The following is a 19,989-nucleotide window of genomic DNA, read 5'->3' as shown; positions in this document are numbered from 1 at the left end:
ACCACTCCTGCTCACCCTGGGTAGCGTTGCGTCCCTTCCCACACTTCTTTCTGACGACTCCTGGAACCTCCCCCACACCATCACCGTCTCCCGCAGCGCCCGCCACCCCCGCCCCCTTCGTCGACTGCTGTTCTGTTCGAGGAGCCCACGCTGTCCCGCGAATCCGCCGCCGGAACTCCGACGACCTTCAGCGCCACCGGGTCGACCACCGCGGCCATACCTCCCGCCCCGCGTGCCCCGGAGGGCCCCGCCTCGCCGCTCGCGGTGTTCAACACCGCCCCCGGCGAGGCCGCCGAAGCCTCCCTGCTGGCCTGCTGCGGCAGCCGCCGCTGGGCCCGCCGGGTGGCCGCCCACCGCCCCTACCCGACGGTCGACGCCCTGCTGGCCGCCGCCGACGAGGCCGGTTACGACCTTTCCCGTGCCGATCTGGACGAGGCGCTGGCCGACGAGGCGGCGCCCGCGCTGCCGCCCGGCACGCCCCCGGCGGCGCACACCGCGCTGCGCGCGGCGCACGACGTGTACGAGGGGCGGTTCGGGCACGCGTTCGTCATCTGCCTGGCCGGGCACCACCCCGCGGAACACCTGGACCAGGTGCTCGGCGGGATCCGGTCACGGCTCGGCAACGACCCGGACGAGGAGCGGGCGGTCTCCGCGGAGGAGATGCGCAGACTCACCCGTGCCCGGCTTGCCCGGCTTATCGGCCATACGTCGTATCCATCGTTCGAGTGATTTCACCCGATCTGACTGCCTGTTTGATCACACCTGTGGACCCCGCGCGAGGGAACCGACATCGCGTCGCTACCATGACCGGGGCCGGTGGACCGTACCCGGCCGGGTCTGACCGACAGAGAAGCCGGCCGACCCCAATCCCGCTCCCGGAGGACATTTCCGTGCCGGCTGGAACGTTGTACCGCGGCCGGGAAGGCATGTGGTCGTGGGTGGCTCACCGAGTCACCGGCGTCCTCATCTTCTTCTTCCTGTTCGTGCACGTACTGGACACCGCCCTCGTCCGCGTCTCACCCGAGGCGTACGACGACGTCGTGGCGACGTACAAGACGCCGATCGTGGCGCTGCTGGAGTACGGCCTCGTGGCCGCCATCCTCTTCCACGCGCTCAACGGCCTCCGTGTCATCGCCGTGGACTTCTGGTCCAAGGGCCCGCGCTACCAGAAGCAGATGCTGTGGACCGTCATGGGCATCTGGGTCGTGCTGATGGCGGGTGCCGTCTACCCCGTCCTCGGCCACGCCGCACGTGAACTGTTCGGGAGCTGACGCCAGACATGTCTGCTGACACCACCTCCGCCGGGGCCGCGTTCCAGGACACGGGCCTGTACGACGCCGACAACCCGGCCCCGCTGATCGAGCCGCCCCGCGCGCGCACGAAGAAGACGCCCAAGTCGACCCGCGGCAACTTCGAGCTGGCCGCGTGGCTGTTCATGCGCCTGTCCGGTGTCGTCCTGGTCGTCCTGATCATCGGCCACCTGCTGATCCAGCTGGTGCTGGACGGCGGCGTCTCCAAGATCGGCTTCGCCTTCGTGGCCGGCCGCTGGGCGTCCCCGTTCTGGCAGGTCTGGGACCTGCTGATGCTGTGGCTCGCGATGCTGCACGGCGCGAACGGCCTGCGTACCGTCGTCAACGACTACGCCGAGCGCCCCAACACCCGCCTGTGGCTGAAGGGCCTGCTGTACACCGCGACGGTGTTCACCATCCTGCTGGGCACGCTGGTGATCTTCACCTTCGACCCGAACATCCGCTGAAGCCGGGGCTGACGAGAACATGAAGATCCACAAGTACGACACCGTCATCGTCGGCGCCGGCGGCGCCGGCATGCGCGCCGCCATCGAGGCCACGAAGCGCAGCCGTACCGCCGTGCTGACCAAGCTGTACCCCACCCGCTCCCACACGGGCGCCGCGCAGGGCGGCATGGCCGCCGCGCTGGCCAACGTGGAGGAGGACAACTGGGAGTGGCACACCTTCGACACGATCAAGGGCGGTGACTACCTGGTCGACCAGGACGCCGCCGAGATCCTGGCGAAGGAGGCCATCGACGCCGTCCTCGACCTGGAGAAGATGGGCCTGCCGTTCAACCGGACCCCGGACGGCACCATCGACCAGCGCCGCTTCGGCGGCCACTCCCGCAACCACGGCGAGGCCCCCGTCCGGCGCGCCTGCTACGCGGCCGACCGCACCGGTCACATGATCCTCCAGACGCTGTACCAGAACTGCGTCAAGGAGGGCGTGGAGTTCTTCAACGAGTTCTACGTCCTGGACCAGCTGATCACCGAGGTCGACGGCGTCAGGAAGTCGGCCGGTGTCGTCGCGTACGAGCTGGCGACCGGCGAGATCCACATCTTCCAGGCCAAGGCCGTCATCTACGCGTCCGGCGGCACGGGCAAGTTCTTCAAGGTCACGTCGAACGCGCACACCCTGACCGGCGACGGCCAGGCGGCCTGCTACCGGCGCGGTCTGCCGCTGGAGGACATGGAGTTCTTCCAGTTCCACCCGACGGGCATCTGGCGCATGGGCATCCTGCTGACGGAGGGCGCCCGCGGTGAGGGCGGCATCCTCCGCAACAAGGACGGCGAGCGCTTCATGGAGAAGTACGCGCCCGTCATGAAGGACCTCGCGTCGCGTGACGTCGTGTCCCGCTCCATCTACACGGAGATCCGCGAGGGCCGCGGCTGCGGCCCCGAGGGCGACCACGTGTTCCTGGACCTGACGCACCTGCCGCCGGAGCAGCTGGACGCCAAGCTCCCGGACATCACCGAGTTCGCCCGTACGTACCTGGGCATCGAGCCCTACACGGACCCGATCCCGATCCAGCCGACCGCGCACTACGCGATGGGCGGCATCCCGACGAACGTCGAGGGTGAGGTCCTGGCGGACAACACGACGGTCGTCCCGGGGCTGTACGCGGCCGGCGAGGTGGCCTGCGTGTCGGTGCACGGCGCCAACCGGCTGGGCACGAACTCGCTGCTCGACATCAACGTGTTCGGCCGGCGGGCCGGTATCGCCGCCGCCGAGTACGCGGCCGGGGCCGACTTCGTCGAGCTGCCGGAGGACCCCGCGTCCCTGGTGCAGGAGCAGGTCGAGCGGCTGCGCGAGTCCACCGGCGGCGAGCGGGTCGCGGACCTCCGCAAGGAGCTCCAGGAGACCATGGACGCCAACGTGATGGTGTTCCGCACCGAGCAGACGATCAAGACCGCGGTCGAGAAGGTCGCCGAGCTGCGCGAGCGCTACAAGAACGTCGCCATCCAGGACAAGGGCAAGCGGTTCAACACAGACCTGCTGGAGGCCATCGAGCTGGGCAACCTGCTCGACCTGGCCGAGGTGATGGCCGTCTCCGCGCTGGCCCGCAAGGAGTCCCGCGGCGGTCACTACCGCGAGGACTACCCGAACCGCGACGACGTCAACTTCATGCGCCACACCATGGCGTACCGCGAGGTCGGCGCCGACGGCACCGATTCCGTCCGCCTCGACTACAAGCCGGTCGTCCAGACCCGCTACCAGCCGATGGAGCGTAAGTACTGATGGCTACCCCGACCCTGGAGAAGACGGCCGACACCTCGGCCGCCTCCCCCTACATCACGGTCACGTTCCGGATCCGCCGCTTCAACCCCGAGGTGTCGGACGAGGCCCAGTGGCAGGACTTCCAGGTCGAGATCGACCCGAAGGAGCGTGTCCTCGACGGTCTCCACAAGATCAAGTGGGACCTGGACGGTTCGCTGACCTTCCGCCGCTCCTGCGCGCACGGCATCTGCGGCTCGGACGCCATGCGCATCAACGGCAAGAACCGGCTGGCCTGCAAGACCCTGATCAAGGACATCAACCCGGGCAAGCCGATCACGATCGAGCCCATCAAGGGCATGACGGTCCTCAAGGACCTGGTCGTGGACATGGAGCCGTTCTTCCAGGCGTACCGGGACGTGATGCCGTTCCTGATCACGTCCGGCAACGAGCCGACGCGTGAGCGGTACCAGTCGGCGGAGGACCGGGAGCGGTTCGACGACACGACGAAGTGCATCCTGTGCGCCGCCTGCACCTCGTCCTGCCCGGTGTTCTGGAACGACGGCCAGTACTTCGGCCCGGCCGCGATCGTGAACGCGCACCGCTTCATCTTCGACTCGCGCGACGAGGCGGGCGAGCAGCGCCTGGAGATCCTCAACGACAAGGACGGCGTGTGGCGTTGCCGCACCACGTTCAACTGCACGGACGCCTGCCCTCGCGGTATCGAGGTCACGAAGGCGATCCAGGAGGTCAAGCGGGCGCTGATCACGCGCCGCTACTGAGCTCCGCGCGGTTCTCCGCGGCACCCCGCGCATCACCGCGGCCCCGCTTCCGGCAACGGAGGCGGGGCCGCGGTGTGTTGTGCCAGGATCTGTGAGCGCACCAGCGAACAGGAGAGTGGGGGACCATGAGCGACCCGAATGCCAACCCGAACGCCAACCCGAACCCGTACGCGGGAGGCGAAGGCGGCTACCAGTGGGGCCCGACCCAGCCTGCCGGCCAGCCGCCGCAGACCGCGCCCGGCGGGTACGGGTACCCCGGCACCGCGCCCGGGTACGGCTACCCGCAGCCGGTGCCCGCCTACGGGGCGCCGGGCGGCGGGGCGCCGCTGGTGTCGCTCGGGGACATCACCGTGCTCCAGGACTCCATCGTCACGCCCACCGGCACACTGCCGCTGAAGGGCGCGGTGTGGAACGCGACGGACATGTCACGTACCGAGGAGAAGATGCCGACGCACGCGATCGTGCTGGCCGTCATCTTCTTCCTCTTCTGCTTCCTGGGACTGCTGTTCCTGCTGATGAAGGAGAAGACGACCACCGGCTTCGTCCAGGTCACGGTCGCCAGCGGCGGGAAGACCCACTCCACGATGATCCCGGCGAACAGCCCGGAGACCTTCCCCTGGGTGATGGGCCAGCTCAACTACGCGCGGTCGCTGAGCGCGTAGCGGGCGTCCGGGTGGCTGGTTGGCCGGAATGCGCGTAGACCGGATGCGTGTGCACGGCATGTAGTGGAGATCGGTACGTCCGATCGAACTCGTCTGACTCGTCTGCGAGGGCCGCGCCATGCCGGAGACCACCGACGTCACGTTCCCCCAGGACCGTACGTGTCCCTACCACCCGCCGACCGGATACGCCCCGCTGCGCGAGGCCCGCCCCCTGGCCCGTACGCGCCTCTACGACGGCCGTCTGGTGTGGATGGTGACCGGCCACGCCGCCGCCCGTGAGCTGCTGGCCGACCAGCGGCTGTCCACGGACAGCTCGCACCCGGACTTCCCGGTCCCGTCCGCACGGGCGGAGGTGGTCCGCGAGCGGCCCCCGGCGGCGCTGCTGTCACGGGACGACCCGGAGCACAACCGGCAGCGGCGCATGCTGATCTCCAGCTTCTCGCTGAAGCGGATCGCGGGACTGCGGCCCCGCATCGAGCGGATCGTGGACGCCCTGCTGGACACGATGGTGGCGGCGGGCCCGCCCGCCGAGCTGGTGAGCGCGTTCGCGCTGCCGGTGCCGTCCATGGTGATCTGCGAACTGCTGGGCGTCCCCTACGCGGACCACGAGTTCTTCGAGGAGCAGTCCCGGCGGGCGCTGCGCGGGCCGACGGCCGGGGACTCCAAGCGGGCCGTGGAGGCTCTGGAGGGGTACCTGGGCGAACTGGTGGACGCCAAGCGCCGGAAGCAGGGGGAAGGGCTGCTGGACGACCTGGTGGCGGAGCAGTACGTCCCGGGGCGGGTCGGCCGTCAGGAGTTGATCGAGCTGGCGCTGATCCTGCTGGTGGCCGGGCACGAGACGACCGCGAACATGATCTCGCTCGGTACGTTCACGCTGCTGCGGCACCCGGAGCGGCTCGCGGAGCTGCGGGCGGACCCGGCGCTGATGCGGACGGCGGTGGAGGAACTGCTGCGGTTCCTGTCCATCGCGGACGGGATGCTGCGCTTCGCCCGTGAGGACATCACGGTCGGGGACACGACCATCAGGGCGGGCGAGGGACTGGTCTTCCCGACCTCGGTCATCAACCGGGACGCGGCGGTGTACGCGTCTCCCGACCGCCTCGACTGGGCACGGCCGGCCCGCCACCACGTGGCGTTCGGCTTCGGAATCCATCAGTGTCTCGGGCAGAACCTGGCGCGCGCGGAGATGGAGATCGCGCTGGGGGCACTGCTGTCCCGGCTGCCGGGCCTCCGTCTGGCGGCTCCGCCGGAGGAGATTCCTCATAAACCGGGCGACACGCTTCAGGGAATGGTGGAGCTTCCGGTGGCCTGGTGAGGAGGCTGGACCCATGAGCATGCGTATCTCCATCGACAGTGACACCTGCATCGGCGCGGGGCAGTGCGCGCTGACGGCACCGGATGTCTTCACCCAGGACGACGACGGGTTCGGCACGGTGCTGCCGGGGCGGGAGGACGGGGGCGGGAACCCGCTGGCACGGGAGGCCTCGCGGTCCTGCCCGGTACAGGCGATCACCGTCACGGACGCCTGACGGGGCCGACGGCCGGGAGCCCCCGCCTCGCCCCGGGCCGGGGGCTCCGTCCGCTCTCCCGCACCTGAACGGCACCCCCGCGCACGCCGTGCCCGCATATCCGCACCCCCCTGTTGAACGCGTTCAAAAGACGGCGTACAGTCATGTCTGCCATCGATTTGAACGCGTTCAAGGAGCGTGCGGCATGGACCTCACCGTGGTCGCCTACATCACCTACCTGCTGATCAGCGTCGGACTCACCATCTGGGTCGGGCGCACACTCAGCCGGAACGGCAAGGTCTTCCTGGCCGATGTGTTCAAGGGGAACGACACCCTGGCCGACGCCGTGAACCACCTGCTGGTCGTGGGCTTCTACCTCGTCAACCTCGGCTTCGTCGCGCTCTACCTGCAACGCGACGCGGCCGTCACCGACGCCCGGGAGCTGTTCGAGGCCCTGTCGGTGAAGCTCGGGGTCGTCCTGCTGGTCCTGGGCGTGCTGCACCTGTTCAACTTCTACGTCCTGAGCCGCATCCGCCGCCGCGGCACCCTGGACCGCCGGCAGCAGCCGCCCGTTCCGCCGCAGGGGTGGACCGCCCCCGTCGCCCGGGCCTGAGAGCGGCGCGGCCATGCGGCTCACCGTCCTGTACGACGCCCAGTGTCCTCTCTGCGTGCACCTGAGGGCCTGGATGCTGCGGCAGGCCCGGCTCGTACCGCTGGACCTCGTACCCGCCGGGTCCCAGGAGGCGCGGCGTCGGTTCCCGGGACTCGATCACCGGGAGACGCTGGAGGAGATCACCGTCGTGGGGAACGACGGCGCGGTCTACCGGGGGACCGATGCCTGGATCGTGTGCCTCTGGGCCCTCGCGGAGCACCGCGCGAAGGCGTACTGGCTCGCCACCCCGGCCGGACGGCCCGTCGCCCGCCTCACCGTCCTCGCCGCCGCCAAGTGGCGGCAGGCCACCGCCCCGTCCTGCCCGGCCGGCGAGGACGGCCGGTGCGGGGCCGGGGAGACGTCCCGTTAGGCTCCTCCTGTGAAGGAGCAGCAGGAGCAGAACACCCCGAAGGGCGGCGGCAAGGCCGCCAAGAGCGAGCAGACCCGCACACTCATCCTCGAAACCGCGCTCCGGCTCTTCCAGGAACGCGGCTTCGACAAGACGACCATGCGGGCCATCGCCCAGGAGGCCGGGGTCTCCGTCGGGAACGCCTACTACTACTTCGCCTCCAAGGAACACCTGGTCCAGGGCTTCTACGACCGGATCGCCGCCGAGCACGAGGCGGCGGTCCGGCCCGTTCTGGCCGGCGACAAGGACCTGGCCGTACGGATCCGGGACTCCCTGCTGACCTGGCTGGACGTGGCGGAGCCGTACCACCGTTTCGCCGCGCAGTTCTTCAAGAACGCGGCCGACCCGGAGAGCCCGCTCAGCCCCTTCTCGCCCGACTCGGTCGACGCCCGCCGCGCGGTCATCTCGATCCACGAGCGGGTCCTGTACGGCTCCGACACCAAGACCGCGCCCGAACTCGCCCCGCTCCTCCCCCACATGATGTGGCTGATGCACATGGGACTGGTGCTGTACTGGGTGTACGACCGGAGCGAGGGCGCCGAGCGCAGCCGCCGTCTCGTGGAGCGCACCGCGCCGCTGGCCGCCCGCGCCATCGCGCTGTCCCGGTTCCGCGTCCTGCGGCCCCTCGCCCGCCAGGCCCACGACGTGATCGTGGAGTTCATGCCGGGGGCGAGGGACGCCATGGAGCAGGACACCGCGGCTCGGGACGACCGGAAGGACTAGCTAGAGCCAGCTGAGGTGCCACAGGCGCCAGATGCCCGTGCCGTCCGACAGGTACTGCGAGCCCGCCACATCACCCGAGGCCAGCACGTAGTCCTTCTTCTGCCACAGCGGCACCAGCGGGACGTCCTCCGCGACCCGCCGCTGGATCGACTTGAAGTCGTCCACCGCCCGCGCCCGGTCGCTGTACTGCTGGGTCGCGGCGATCAGCTGGTCGATGCCGCCGCTGACGTACCCGTTCTGCAGCGCGTTGTCCCGCCCTACGAGCGGCTGGGTGAAGTTGTCCGGGTCCGGGAAGTCCGGGAACCAGCCCAGCCCGTAGGCGTCGAACTCGCCGCTCGCGTAGCCCTTCTGGAAGCCCTTCCAGTCCAGGCCCCGCACCGACACCCGGAAGAGGCCGGTGGCCTCCAGCTGGCGGCGCAGCTCGGCCGCCTCCGCCGCCCAGACCTCGCCCTCGCGGTGCACGTACGTGAAGTGCAGCGGCGTCTCGACGCCCGCCTCCGTCAGCAGCTTCCGCGCCCGGTCGGCGGTCTTGTCACCCTCCGGGTAGCGGTCGAAGAAGGGCGTGCTGTGGCCGATGAAGCCGCGCGGGATCAGCGAGTACAGCGGCTCGACCGTGGAGTCGTACGCCGTGGTCACGATCCGCGGCCGGTCGATGACCGTCGCCACCGCCCTGCGCACCGCCTTCTCCGCCATGGGCGAGCCCTTGCGCATGTTGAAGATCAGCATGCGGATCTCCGCGCTCGACGCCTCCGTCATCTGGAAGCCGTCCTTGCTCGGGTCGAGCGAGGAGACCGTCTGCGGCGGCAACTGGCGGTGGGTGACGTCGACGTCCCCCCTGCTCCACGCCTGGGCGAGCTGGTCGCTCTCGGCGTAGTAGCGCAGCTCGATCGTGGCGGCGGGGCGGCCGTTGGCGCCCTGGTATCGGGGGTTGGGCTCCAGCAGCGCCCGCACCCCCTCCTCGTACTCCTTCAGGATGTACGGCCCCGAGCCGTCGACCGCCGCGTCGGTGCGCAGCTGCTCCTCCGGGTAGCGGGTGCGGTCCACGATGGAGCCCGCGCCGGTGGCGAGCTTCTGCGGGAACGTCGCGTCCTTGGCGCCGAGCTCGAAGGTGACCGTGCGGCCCTCGGCCCGCACGCTCTCCAGCGTCGGGAACAGCGGCGCGGGGCCGACGTCCGCGGCGATGCCGAGCATGCGGTCGAAGGAGTACTTGACGTCCTCCGCCGACACCTCACGGCCGTTGGCGAAGGTCAGCCCCTCGCGCACGGTGCACCGGTACGTCTTCAGGGACGAGCCGACGAACCCGCAGCTCTCGGCGGCGTCCGGAACCGGGGTCGTCGAGCCCGACTCGAAGGTGAGCAGCGACTGGTAGACGTTGCTGTAGACGGCCCAGGACCCGGCGTCGTAGGCGCCTGCCGGGTCGAGCGAGGTGACCTCGTCCGTGGTGCCGACCACGATGGGACGGCCGTTCTTCCCTTCTGCGGGAAACAGCTGCCAGGCCCCTGCCCCGGCAGCCAGCAATAGCGTGCATATGACAATGATCCGGATGCGGATCGGTGATCGCATAGCCGTGAATTCCTTTCACGCCCTCCCCTGGCGATGGCTGGAACTCAACCACAGGGCTACGCGGCGGTGAAAGGCTCCCCCTCTCGCTTCGTAGCCATTTGTGCGCATTGAGCTACGAAAGCAAGGGGTGGGGTGAGGGAAACCCCCCTATCGCGGGCGGGTTACCGGCTGGTTGGCAATCAGGCCTGGAGGGACGCGAGTTGGACGACTGTGACGTCCGACGGCGCACCCACACGGACCGGCGGGCCCCAGGCGCCCGCGCCCCGGGTCACGTACAGCTGGGTGTCGCCGTACCGCTCCAGGCCCGCGAGGGTCGGGTTGGCGAGGTCCGCGAGCAGGTTGCCGGGCCACATCTGGCCGCCGTGGGTGTGGCCGGACAACTGGAGGTCCACCCCGTGGCGTACCGCCTCGTCGATCAGCACCGGCTGGTGGGCGAGCAGCACGGCGGCGCGGGCGGGGTCACGGTCCCCGAGAGCGCGGGCGAAGTCCGGGCCGTCGCCGTGGTTGGCACCCGCGACGTCGTTGACCCCGGCCAGGTCGAAACCGCCCGCGATCTCGACACGCTCGTTCCGCAGCGGGCGCAGGCCCAGTTCACGGACCTCGTCGACCCATTCCTCGGCGCCCGAGAAGTACTCGTGGTTGCCGGTCACGAAGAAGCTGCCGTAGCGGGCGCGGAGGCGGGCGAGGGGCTCGGCGGCGGGGCCGAGGTCCGCGACACTGCCGTCGACGAGGTCGCCCACGACGGCGACGAGGTCGGGCTGGGCGTGGTTGATGGTGTCGACGATGCGCTGGGTGTGGGCGCGGCCGAGGACGGGACCGAGGTGGATGTCGCTGACGACGGCGATACGAAGGCCGTGAGCGGCGCGGGGCAGCTTGGCCAGGGGGACGGTGACGCGCTTCAGGGCGGGGCCCTTCAGGACGCTGTACGTGCCGTACGCGACGGTACCCGTCGCCGCGGCGGCGGCGGTGCCGGCGAGGACGCGGCTGACGAACATGCGGCGGGCCAGGCCCGCGCCGGGAGGCGCCTGCGGCGGGGCAGCTGCGGCCGCCCGCACGGCTGTCGTGGTTCCCGCCGAACCCGTCGCCGACGGCGCGGGGTCGGCGTCACCGCCGCCCTCGGCCCCGTCCGCGGCGGAGGAGGCGCGGACCGGCGCGCAACCGGCGCGGCGGCGCAGCAGGAAGGGGCGGACGATCTCCGTGGCGAGCAGCGCCAGGAACAGGTACAGCAACAGGGCCAGCCACAGATAGCCCGGCCAGGCCAGGGTCTGCTCCAGCCAGAAGGGGGCGCCCGCGCGGCCCGACACCAGGGCGGCGACGGACAGCAGCGGGAGGGCGAAGGCCGCCGCCGTGCCCGCGCGGCGGGCCGCGCCGCCGGGGCGGGTCACGTCACGGACCAGGCGGCGCCAGAGGTACCAGTGGGCGCCCGCCAGGACGGCCAGCACCACCACGATGACCAGCAGGAACAGCAGCACGGCCCGGCCCCTAACCCTCGACGCTCACGCGGCGTGCCGCGCGCACGCCCCGCAACCCGATCACGCCGATGGCCGTCCCCAGGAGAAAGGACGTCACGGCCAGCACAAGATGAACCCAGAAGTACCCGGTGGGCTCTCCGTCCTCGAAGGCGAGACCGCTCGCGTCGTTCCACAGGTTCCTGACGAAAGAGATCCAGATGAACCAGCTCCACACGCCGAACGCGAGCAGGAACCAGGAGACGGGGCGGCTCAGCTTCATGGAGCCAGTATCCGGTGCACCGGTGTCGGCCGCCGCGCCGGGTGGCGGTACGTTCTCGACCGTGCTCGCCTTCAAGAAGCTCTCGGCCGCCGTCGCCCTCGCCGTGCTGCTGCCCGCGCTCGCCGCCGGACCCGCGCACGCCGCGGAGACGGCCACGCCCAGCCCCACCCCGACCCCGACGCCGCCGGCGAACATGTCCAAGGTCGGCGGGGAGCTGCTCGGCAGGCCCGGCACCCAGGTGCTGCCCGCCGGCGGCGCGCCCGTCCTGCCGAAGGAGCTGACCGCCCGGTCCTGGATCGTCGCCGACGCCGAGAGCGGCGAGGTGCTGGCCGCGCACAACGCCCACTGGCGGCTCGCCCCCGCCTCCACCCTCAAGATGCTGTTCGCGGACACCCTGCTGACGAAGTTCCCCCAGACGCAGAAGCACCGGGTGGCCCCGGAGGAGCTGTCCCGGCTCGGGGAGGGCTCCAGCCTGGTCGGGATCAAGGAGGAGCACACCTACACGGTCCGCGACCTGTGGCTCGGAGTGTTCCTCAAGTCCGGGAACGACGCCGTACACGTGCTGTCCGCGATGAACGGCGGCATAGCCGAGACCGTCGAGGAGATGAACGAGCGCGCCGACGAACTCCAGGCACTCGACACCCGGGTCGTCTCCCCGGACGGGTACGACGCCGAGGGCCAGGTCTCGTCCGCGTACGACCTGACGCTCTTCGCCCGCAGCGGCATGCAGAACAAGGACTTCCGGGAGTACGCCTCGACGGTGCGGGCCCAGTTCCCCGGCGAGGAGAAGAAGGGCGAGAAACGCGGCTCGTTCGAGATCGCGAACACCAACCGGCTGCTCACCGGGGTGCAGGGTGTCCTGAAGCCGTACCGGGGCGTCGCCGGGGTGAAGAACGGCTCGACCACCCACGCCGGGCACACCTTCACCGGAGTCGCGGAGCGCGGCGGGCGGGTGCTGCTGGTGACCGTCATGAACCCGTCGTCCGGGGAGTCGTTCGCGGTCTACAAGGAGGCCGCCCGGCTGCTCGACTGGGGGTTCGCGGCGGCGGGGAAGGTCAAGCCGGTCGGTGAACTGGTGCCGCCGAGGTCCGCCCAGGTGGAGACCGGCCCGGAGACGGAGCAGGGCGGTACGGAGGCGGGCAGCGGAACCGGGGAGGGCACCGGCTCCGACCAGCACGCGGCCTCGCCCGCCGGCGCGTCCGGCGGCTTCGGGATCGCGCTCGCGGTGCTCGGCGGCGTCCTGGTCCTCCTCGCGGGGATCGTGCTCGTGGTCAATCAGTGGCTGCCGCTCCGCCGCGCCCAGACGCCCCCGGAGCCGGAGGAGAGCAAGGAGGAGGCGGAGGAGCGGAAGGCCGAGGTCCCGTAGCGGACGCGGGCGCGGGCGCGGGTTCCGGCTCCGGCTCGGGTTCCGGCTCGGGTTCCGGCTCCGGCTCCGCACGGCCCACCGCCGTCCACGCCGCGCAGAACAGCAGCAGCTTCGCGGTGAAGTTGATCCACAGCAGCAGCGCCACCGGCACGCCGAACGCCCCGTACATCGACTTCGCCGCCACACCCCGCATGTAGCCGCCCAGCAGCGCCTTCAGCAGCTCGAAGCCGACGGCGCCGATCAGCGCCGCGACGACCAGGTCCCGGCGCCGCGGCTCGACACCGGGCAGCAGCTTCAGGACGTACAGCAGGAGCAGGAACGCGGCCAGAACGGCGAAGCTCAGCGCCCCGGCCTGAATCAGGGCCCCGACCGCGCCGTCGTGGGACAGGCCCAGCCGGTCGACGGTCCAGCCGATCGTGGTGGAGCCCAGCACGGACGCGGCCAGCGACACGAGGGCGGTCGCACCGAGACCCAGCAGGATCAGCGCGTCCTCGCCCTTGCGGACGAACGGGTTCCCGGGTTCCTCCTCCAGCCCCCACACCGCGCGCAGGCAGCCGCGCAGGGAGCCGATCCAGCTGATGCCGGTGAAGAGCAGCACGCCGCCGGCGATCAGCCCGATGGTGCCCGCGTTGTCGACGAGCCCGCCGATGTCGAGCTGGTCGGAGATGCCCGGGACCTGCTCCGCCAGCTTGTCCTCGATCTGCCGCAGCCGGGAGTCGCTGAGCAGTGCGGCGCCGATCGCTGCGGCGACCGTGATCAGCGGGAACAGCGCCACGAAACTGATGAAGGTGATCGCGGCGGCCAGCCGCGACCAGTGGACGCGGTCCAGGGTCTCGTACGCGTGCCAGGCATGGGTGCGCATGAGCCGGGCGGCCCATGGGCCGATGACGGGGAGCTTGGTCAGCCAGTCCATCCCGTACGCCTACCACCGATGTGCGGCGACCATGGCGACCGGGGTCCGCACCCGCTCAGGGTGTCGTCGTGGCGGTCGGCTCGTCGACCGGGCAGCCCTGGGCGGGCACGGTCTTCACGGGACCGCCGCCCCCGAACTCGTACGTGCGCAGCTTCCGCCACACCGAGTCGGCGCCCTGCTCGTACAGGGCGAAGGAGCAGACGGTCCACTCGGCCTCGAAGCCGGACAGCTCCCCGTACGCGCGGTCCATCGCCTCCTCGGCGATGCCGTGCGCGACGGTCACGTGCGGGTGGTACGGGAACTGCAGTTCCCGTACCAGGGGGCCCTCGGCGTCCCGTACGCGCTCCTGCAGCCAGCTGCACGACGAGGTGCCCGCCACGACCTGGACGAACACCACCGGGGAGAGCGGGCGGAACGTGCCGGTGCCGCTCAGCCGCATCGGGAAGGCGCGGGCACCGGCCGCGACCCGCTCCAGGTGGGCCCGGACCTCCGGCAGGCGCGCCTCGTCGACCTCGGTGGGCGGGAGGAGGGTCACATGCGTGGGGATGCCGTGGGCCGCGGGGTCACCGAAGCCCGCGCGCCGCTGCTGGAGCAGGCTGCCGTAGGGCTCCGGGACCGCGATCGAAACGCCGAGCGTTACGGTCCCCACGTCGTTCTCCTCATCCGTCGGTCATGCGGTGGTGCGGCCGAGGCGGCCGTACGTCCGGGCCGTGCGGGCCCGGACGCATACGATCCGCTCGTCAGTGTGGCGCCTCGGCCGGTCCCGTGGCCAGCGTCGTTTGGACTCAGTGCTTGGCGGGCAGGAAACCCACCTTGTCGTAGGTCTGGGCGAGGGTCTCGGCCGCGACCGCCCGGGCCTTCTCGGCGCCCTTGGCCAGGATCGAGTCCAGCGTCTCCGGGTCGTCCAGGTATTCCTGGGTGCGGGTCCGGAAGGGCGTGACGAAGTCCACGACGATTTCCGCGAGGTCCGTCTTCAGGGCGCCGTACATCTTGCCCTCGTAATCCTGCACCAGCGCGTCGACGGACCGGCCGGTGAGCGTCGACATGATGGTCAGCAGGTTGCTGACGCCGGGCTTCTCCTGCCGGTCGAAGCGGATCACGGTGTCGGTGTCGGTGACCGCGCTCTTGACCTTCTTGGCGGTGGCCTTCGGCTCGTCGAGCAGATTGATCAGGCCCTTGGGGTTGCCCGCCGACTTGCTCATCTTGGCGGCCGGTTCCTGGAGGTCGTAGATCTTCGCGGTCTCCTTGAGGATGTACGCCTCCGGGAGCGTGAAGGTGTCGCCGAAGCGGCCGTTGAACCGCTCCGCGAGGTCGCGGGTCAGCTCGATGTGCTGGCGCTGGTCCTCACCGACGGGGACCTGGTTCGCCTGGTAGAGCAGGATGTCCGCGACCTGGAGGATCGGGTACGTGAAGAGGCCGACGGTCGCCCGGTCGGCACCCTGCTTGGCGGACTTGTCCTTGAACTGGGTCATACGGCCGGCCTCGCCGAACCCGGTGAGGCAGTTCATGACCCAGGCGAGCTGGGCGTGCTCCGGGACGTGGCTCTGCACGAAGAGCGTGCACCGGTCCGGGTCCAGCCCGGCGGCCAGCAGCTGGGCGGCGGCGAGCCGGGTGTTGGCGCGCAGCGCGGCGGGGTCCTGCGGCACGGTGATGGCGTGCAGGTCGACGACCATGTAGAAGGCGTCGTGGGTCTCCTGCAGCGCGACCCACTGACGGACGGCGCCGAGGTAGTTGCCGAGATGGAACGAGCCGGCGGTGGGCTGGATTCCGGAGAGCACGCGAGGTCGCACAGCAGAGGCCATGGGGTCATTGTCTCAGGTCGGGCACGCGCCCCGTACGGGGTGGTTCCCTCCCCGGACCACGCCCCTCCCGGTTCGTGTGGCGCTGCCCCGGACCCCCGCTTCCCCGGAACTCCCCCAGGCTGTCCGGGCATGGGGGACCCCGGGAAGACGGTCTTCGGCCCACCCGGGGTCCGCCCGCCGGGAGAGTCCGAGGACGAGCGGGGAAGCCGGGAGGAAGCGGCCGGGGCGGTGCCCCCGTGCGGCACGACCGCGGACCGGGCACCGCCCCGGAAGGGCGGAACAGGGGGAGACGGCCGCCGACGGCTCCCCCCCCTACGCCACCGGCACGCCCGGCGCCGGGTACTGCGCCATCAGGTCCACGACCTCCGCCCGGATCGCCGCGAGCGCGTCCTCGTCGGCCTTCCGCGCGGCCTCCACGCCCCGGTCGATCCACTCCGCCACCGCGGCCATGTGCTCGGCCTCCAGCCCCCGGGACGTCAGCGACGGCGTCCCGATCCGCACCCCGGAGGGATCGAACGGCTTGCGCGGGTCGTACGGCACCGTGTTGTAGTTCACGACGATCCCCGCCCGGTCCAGCGCCTTCGCCGCGATCTTCCCCGGCACGTCCTTCCCCGTGAGGTCCATCAGGATCAGGTGGTTGTCGGTGCCGCCCGAGACGAGGTCGAAGCCCCGCGCCAGCAGCGCCTCCGCGAGCGCCTTCGCGTTGGCGACGACGGCCTGCGCGTAGTCGCGGAAGGACGGCTGCGCCGCCTCGTGCAGGGCCACGGCGATCGCCGCGGTCGTCTGGTTGTGCGGCCCGCCCTGAAGCCCCGGGAACACGGCCTTGTCGACCGCCTTGGCGTGCTCCTCCCGGCACATCAGCATCGCGCCGCGCGGACCCCGCAGCGTCTTGTGGGTGGTCGTGGAGATCACGTCCGCGTGCGGCACGGGCGACGGATGGGCACCGCCCGCGATGAGCCCGGCGATATGGGCGACGTCCGCGACCAGCACCGCCCCCGCCTCCCGCGCGATCTCCGCGAACGCGGCGAAGTCGATGGTGCGCGGCAGCGCCGTGCCGCCGCAGAAGATCACCTTCGGCCGCTCGGCCAGGGCCAGCTCCCGGACCTGGTCGAAGTCGATGAGCCCGGTGTCCTGGCGTACGCCGTACTGGACGCCGCGGAACCACTTCCCGGTCGCGGAGACACCCCACCCGTGGGTGAGGTGACCGCCCATCGGCAGGGCCATGCCCATGACGGTGTCGCCGGGCTGGGCGAACGCCAGGTAGACCGCGAGGTTCGCGGGGGAGCCGGAGTAGGGCTGGACATTGGCGTGGTCGACGCCGAAGACGGCCTTGGCACGCGCGACCGCGAGGCTCTCGACCTGGTCGACGACCTGCTGGCCCTCGTAGTAGCGGCGGCCGGGGTAGCCCTCGCTGTACTTGTTCTGGAGGACGGTCCCGGAGGCCTCCAGCACCGCTGCGGAGACGTAGTTCTCGCTGGGGATGAGCCGCAGGGTCTCCGCCTGGAGACGCTCCTCGGCGCCGACGAGCCGGGCGAGTTCGGGGTCCGTGGCGGACAGGGCGGGGTGGTGTTCGGGGGCGGGGGTCATGGCGTGACGTCCTCCGGATCGGGCAGCGCGTGTCTCGTGGTCGGGGTGCCCAGGCGGGCGGCGCCCCGTGCGGTCTGCCGCGCACGGCTCCCCCGAGGTCGCTTCCCCGTACGCCAGTCGCCGTGCGTACCGCCCACCTTAGCCGCGGGGTCATGCGGGAGGATTCTCCTGTCCGTATCGCGAGCAACGATAGAAACCGAAGGAACACCCCGACCGGCCGTACAAAGACGAACGGAGACACCGTGTCGAGCACGTCGCACACGCCCACCTCTTCGAGCACGCCCCCCGCCGGCCCCACGGCGAGGACACGCGAGGCCCTGGCCTCCGCGGACGCGCACAGCGCGCACAACTACCACCCGCTGCCGATCGTCGTCGCGACGGCGGAGGGTGCGTGGATGACGGACATCGAGGGGCGGCGCTACCTCGACATGCTGGCCGGCTACTCGGCCCTGAACTTCGGCCACGGCAACCGCCGGCTGATCGACGCCGCGAAGGCGCAGCTCGACCGGGTGACGCTCACCTCGCGGGCCTTCCACCACGACCGGTTCGGGGAGTTCTGCGAGCAGCTCGCGGAGTTCTGCGGCATGGAGATGGTGCTGCCCATGAACACCGGCGCGGAGGCGGTGGAGACCGCCGTGAAAACCGCCCGCAAGTGGGGCTACCGGGTCAAGGGCGTCCCGGACGGCACCGCGAAGATCGTCGTCGCGGCGGACAACTTCCACGGCCGTACGACGACGATCATCAGCTTCTCGACGGACCCGGAGGCCCGGGCGGACTACGGCCCGTACACGCCGGGCTTCGAGATCGTCCCGTACGGCGACCTGGCGGCGATGCGGGAGGCCGTCACCGACAACACGGTGGCCGTGCTGCTGGAGCCGATCCAGGGTGAGGCGGGGGTGCTGGTCCCGCCGCCCGGCTACCTGCGAGGGGTGCGGGAGCTGACCCGCGAGCGGGACGTGCTGTTCATCGCGGACGAGATCCAGTCGGGCCTGGGCCGCACGGGGAAGTCCTTCGCGTGCGAACACGAGGGCGTCGTCCCGGACATGTACCTGCTGGGCAAGGCGCTGGGCGGCGGGGTCGTCCCGGTGTCGGCGGTGGTGTCGAGCGCGGCGGTGCTCGGCGTGCACCGGCCGGGCGAGCACGGCTCGACGTTCGGCGGCAACCCGCTGGCCTGCGCGGTGGCGCTGGAGGTGCTGGCGATGCTGCGCACCGGCGAGTACCAGCAGCGGGCGACGGAGCTGGGCGAGCACCTGCACCGCGAGCTGGGCCTGCTGGTCGGCGGCGGCGCGGTGGAGGCGGTGCGCGGGCGCGGGCTGTGGGCGGGTGTGGACATCGTCCCGTCCAAGGGCACCGGCCGCGAGGTCTCCGAGAAGCTGATGGACCGCGGCGTCCTCGTCAAGGACACCCACGGCTCCACGATCCGCATCGCCCCACCACTGGTGATCAGCAAGGAGGACCTGGACTGGGGCCTGGACCAGCTGAGGGCGGTCCTGGCGGACTGACACCCGCCTCGGCGCGCGCCCCGACGGGCGCGCGCCCCCGTCCCCCCTGCCGCATCACGTCCGCGGCCCGCATCACGTCCGCGGCCCGCGTCCCCGCTAAAGGATCACGTGCGGGAGGAACCGGGCGTACCCGTCCGTGATCAGCCCGTCCGACTCGCGGATGCCCAGCCCCGCGGCCTCGCCCTCGACGACCCACGCGCCCAGCACGACCCGGTTGCCGTCGAAGTCGGGCAGCGGGGCGAACTGCTGGTAGCAGCAGGGCTCGTCCCGCACGGCCGGGGCGGCGCCCGGCTCGTGCACGGTGACGCCCTCGCCCTCGCGGCCCAGCAGCGGCTTGGCGACATAGCCGCCGGAGTCCGCGAGCTCGCGGGGCCCGTCGAGGTAGGCGGGCAGCAGGTGGGGATGGTCCGGGTACAGCTCCCACAGGACCGCCAGCAGCGCCTTGTTGGAGAGCAGCATCTTCCAGGCGGGCTCGATCCAGCAGGTGGTGCCGGTGCCGCCGCCGTTGTCGAGCGTGTCGAGGACGTGCGGCCCGAAGGCGTCGGTGACCAGCCACTCCCACGGGTACAGCTTGAAGCAGCTCCGGATGAACTTCAGCCGGTCGTCGACGAACCGCCCGGAGATCCGGTCCCAGCCGATCTCCTCCACCGACAGCGCCTCGGTCTCCAGCCCGGCCTGCTGGGCGGTCTCGCGGAGGTAGGCGACGGTCATCAGGTCCTCGCCGATCTCGTCGGCCTCGGTGTGCACGAAGTGCACGGGCCCGGGCGGCAGCAGACGCGCCTGCCGCTTCCAGGCGTCGACCAGCCGCTCGTGCAGAGAGTTCCACTGGTCGGCGCCCGGGAAGCGCTCCTCCATCCAGAACCACTGCGGGCTGGCGGCCTCGACCAGGGAGGTGGGCGTGTCGGCGTTGTACTCCAGCAGTTTCGCCGGGCCGCCCCGCCCGTCGTACCGCAGGTCGAACCGCCCGTAGAGGGAGGGCAGTTCCTCCCGCCGCCGCCAGGACTCGGCGACCAGGGAGGCGAGCCGCGGGTCGGTGATCCCGAGGTCCCGGAAGCGGTCGTGCTCGACGATGTGCGCGGCTGCCGCCAGGCTCATCGCGTGCAGCTCCTCGACGACCTCCTCCAGGGCCTCGACCTCGGGGAGGCTGAAGGAGTAGTAGGCGCTCTCGTCCCAGTAGGGGCGCAGGGACCCGTCCGGGTGCCGGGTGAGCGGATAGACGCAGCCCTGCTCCTCGACGGTGCGCTGCCAGCCCGGGCGGGGTTCGATGGTGTGGCGCTTCATCC

General features: G+C 71.1%; 21 protein-coding genes. 13 read left to right on the top strand and 8 right to left on the bottom strand.

The features are described 5' to 3' along the window. Positions 1 to 216 precede the first annotated feature (216 nt). The 11 genes from I3F58_RS07330 (at position 217) to I3F58_RS07280 (ending at position 8,242) form a co-directional block, all read left to right on the top strand. The gene (locus I3F58_RS07330; protein ID WP_240107478.1) at positions 217 to 729 is read left to right on the top strand and encodes a 2-oxo-4-hydroxy-4-carboxy-5-ureidoimidazoline decarboxylase; all 513 of its coding nucleotides are present in this window, start codon (positions 217 to 219) and stop codon (positions 727 to 729) included. A gap of 161 nt (positions 730 to 890) precedes the next feature. Further along, positions 891 to 1,271: a succinate dehydrogenase, cytochrome b556 subunit gene (gene sdhC / locus I3F58_RS07325; protein WP_308354959.1), complete on the top strand. Its 381-nt coding sequence runs from the start codon at positions 891 to 893 to the stop codon at positions 1,269 to 1,271. A gap of 8 nt (positions 1,272 to 1,279) precedes the next feature. Then, positions 1,280 to 1,756: a succinate dehydrogenase hydrophobic membrane anchor subunit gene (locus I3F58_RS07320; RefSeq protein WP_240107425.1), complete on the top strand. Its 477-nt coding sequence runs from the start codon at positions 1,280 to 1,282 to the stop codon at positions 1,754 to 1,756. Between the two features lie 19 nt (positions 1,757 to 1,775). Further along, positions 1,776 to 3,530, top strand: a complete 1,755-nt coding sequence (sdhA, locus tag I3F58_RS07315) for a succinate dehydrogenase flavoprotein subunit (RefSeq protein ID WP_240107424.1) — start codon at positions 1,776 to 1,778, stop codon at positions 3,528 to 3,530. Then, the gene (locus I3F58_RS07310) at positions 3,530 to 4,288 is read left to right on the top strand and encodes a succinate dehydrogenase iron-sulfur subunit (protein WP_240107423.1); all 759 of its coding nucleotides are present in this window, start codon (positions 3,530 to 3,532) and stop codon (positions 4,286 to 4,288) included. Before sdhA ends, I3F58_RS07310 begins: the two co-directional genes overlap by 1 nt. A gap of 125 nt (positions 4,289 to 4,413) precedes the next feature. Then, the gene (locus tag I3F58_RS07305) at positions 4,414 to 4,950 is read left to right on the top strand and encodes a hypothetical protein (RefSeq protein ID WP_240107422.1); all 537 of its coding nucleotides are present in this window, start codon (positions 4,414 to 4,416) and stop codon (positions 4,948 to 4,950) included. 118 nt (positions 4,951 to 5,068) lie between these two features. Then, a complete protein-coding gene (locus tag I3F58_RS07300) occupies positions 5,069 to 6,265 on the top strand; it encodes a cytochrome P450 (protein WP_240107421.1) in 1,197 nt (398 codons plus the stop codon). 19 nt (positions 6,266 to 6,284) lie between these two features. Further along, positions 6,285 to 6,479 carry a ferredoxin gene (locus I3F58_RS07295; RefSeq protein WP_240107476.1) on the top strand — a complete coding sequence of 65 codons (195 nt, stop codon included), beginning with the start codon at positions 6,285 to 6,287 and terminating at the stop codon, positions 6,477 to 6,479. Between the two features lie 184 nt (positions 6,480 to 6,663). Continuing rightward, a complete protein-coding gene (locus tag I3F58_RS07290) occupies positions 6,664 to 7,071 on the top strand; it encodes a hypothetical protein (protein ID WP_240107420.1) in 408 nt (135 codons plus the stop codon). 13 nt (positions 7,072 to 7,084) lie between these two features. Continuing rightward, on the top strand, positions 7,085 to 7,480 hold the full coding sequence (locus I3F58_RS07285) for a thiol-disulfide oxidoreductase DCC family protein (protein WP_240107419.1): 396 nt from the start codon (positions 7,085 to 7,087) through the stop codon (positions 7,478 to 7,480). Positions 7,481 to 7,489: 9 nt separating this feature from the next. After that, on the top strand, positions 7,490 to 8,242 hold the full coding sequence (locus I3F58_RS07280; RefSeq protein WP_240107418.1) for a TetR/AcrR family transcriptional regulator: 753 nt from the start codon (positions 7,490 to 7,492) through the stop codon (positions 8,240 to 8,242). On the opposite strand, the gene I3F58_RS07275 is transcribed toward I3F58_RS07280, so the two are convergent. From I3F58_RS07275 to I3F58_RS07265, 3 genes are all read right to left on the bottom strand, one after another. After that, positions 8,243 to 9,805, bottom strand: a complete 1,563-nt coding sequence (locus I3F58_RS07275; RefSeq protein ID WP_240107417.1) for an ABC transporter substrate-binding protein — start codon at positions 9,803 to 9,805, stop codon at positions 8,243 to 8,245. Between the two features lie 179 nt (positions 9,806 to 9,984). Further along, positions 9,985 to 11,277, bottom strand: coding sequence for a metallophosphoesterase (locus I3F58_RS07270; protein WP_240107416.1), 1,293 nt, complete (start codon positions 11,275 to 11,277; stop codon positions 9,985 to 9,987). A gap of 10 nt (positions 11,278 to 11,287) precedes the next feature. Continuing rightward, on the bottom strand, positions 11,288 to 11,536 hold the full coding sequence (locus I3F58_RS07265) for an SCO4848 family membrane protein (RefSeq protein WP_240107415.1): 249 nt from the start codon (positions 11,534 to 11,536) through the stop codon (positions 11,288 to 11,290). On the opposite strand from I3F58_RS07265, the gene I3F58_RS07260 reads away from it, so the two are divergent. Beyond that, positions 11,535 to 12,902: a D-alanyl-D-alanine carboxypeptidase family protein gene (locus I3F58_RS07260; protein WP_240107414.1), complete on the top strand. Its 1,368-nt coding sequence runs from the start codon at positions 11,535 to 11,537 to the stop codon at positions 12,900 to 12,902. The two genes, I3F58_RS07265 and I3F58_RS07260, sit on opposite strands and share 2 nt — an antisense overlap. Here the strand turns inward: I3F58_RS07260 and I3F58_RS07255 are convergent. The 4 genes from I3F58_RS07255 to glyA form a co-directional block, all read right to left on the bottom strand. After that, positions 12,808 to 13,815, bottom strand: a complete 1,008-nt coding sequence (locus I3F58_RS07255) for a YihY/virulence factor BrkB family protein (RefSeq protein WP_240107413.1) — start codon at positions 13,813 to 13,815, stop codon at positions 12,808 to 12,810. The two genes, I3F58_RS07260 and I3F58_RS07255, sit on opposite strands and share 95 nt — an antisense overlap. Before the next feature lie 55 nt (positions 13,816 to 13,870). Then, on the bottom strand, positions 13,871 to 14,464 hold the full coding sequence (locus tag I3F58_RS07250; RefSeq protein WP_240107412.1) for a 2'-5' RNA ligase family protein: 594 nt from the start codon (positions 14,462 to 14,464) through the stop codon (positions 13,871 to 13,873). Positions 14,465 to 14,600: 136 nt separating this feature from the next. After that, the gene (gene trpS, locus I3F58_RS07245; protein ID WP_240107411.1) at positions 14,601 to 15,617 is read right to left on the bottom strand and encodes a tryptophan--tRNA ligase; all 1,017 of its coding nucleotides are present in this window, start codon (positions 15,615 to 15,617) and stop codon (positions 14,601 to 14,603) included. Positions 15,618 to 15,929: 312 nt separating this feature from the next. Next, positions 15,930 to 17,204 (bottom strand): serine hydroxymethyltransferase, encoded by a 1,275-nt coding sequence (gene glyA, locus I3F58_RS07240; RefSeq protein WP_240107410.1) that lies wholly within the window; start codon positions 17,202 to 17,204, stop codon positions 15,930 to 15,932. Positions 17,205 to 17,521: 317 nt separating this feature from the next. On the opposite strand from glyA, the gene rocD reads away from it, so the two are divergent. After that, on the top strand, positions 17,522 to 18,706 hold the full coding sequence (gene rocD / locus I3F58_RS07235; RefSeq protein WP_240107475.1) for an ornithine--oxo-acid transaminase: 1,185 nt from the start codon (positions 17,522 to 17,524) through the stop codon (positions 18,704 to 18,706). 96 nt (positions 18,707 to 18,802) lie between these two features. Here the strand turns inward: rocD and I3F58_RS07230 are convergent, their stop codons facing one another. Continuing rightward, complete coding sequence (locus I3F58_RS07230; protein WP_240107409.1) at positions 18,803 to 19,987, bottom strand: glutathionylspermidine synthase family protein; 1,185 nt, start codon at positions 19,985 to 19,987, stop codon at positions 18,803 to 18,805. Positions 19,988 to 19,989 lie beyond the last annotated feature (2 nt).

Source organism: Streptomyces sp. MUM 203J (genome assembly GCF_022414595.1).
Lineage (GTDB): Bacteria > Actinomycetota > Actinomycetes > Streptomycetales > Streptomycetaceae > Streptomyces.
The sequence above is the reverse complement of the archived record's forward strand: the minus strand, read 5'-3'. Positions and strand labels throughout refer to the sequence as shown.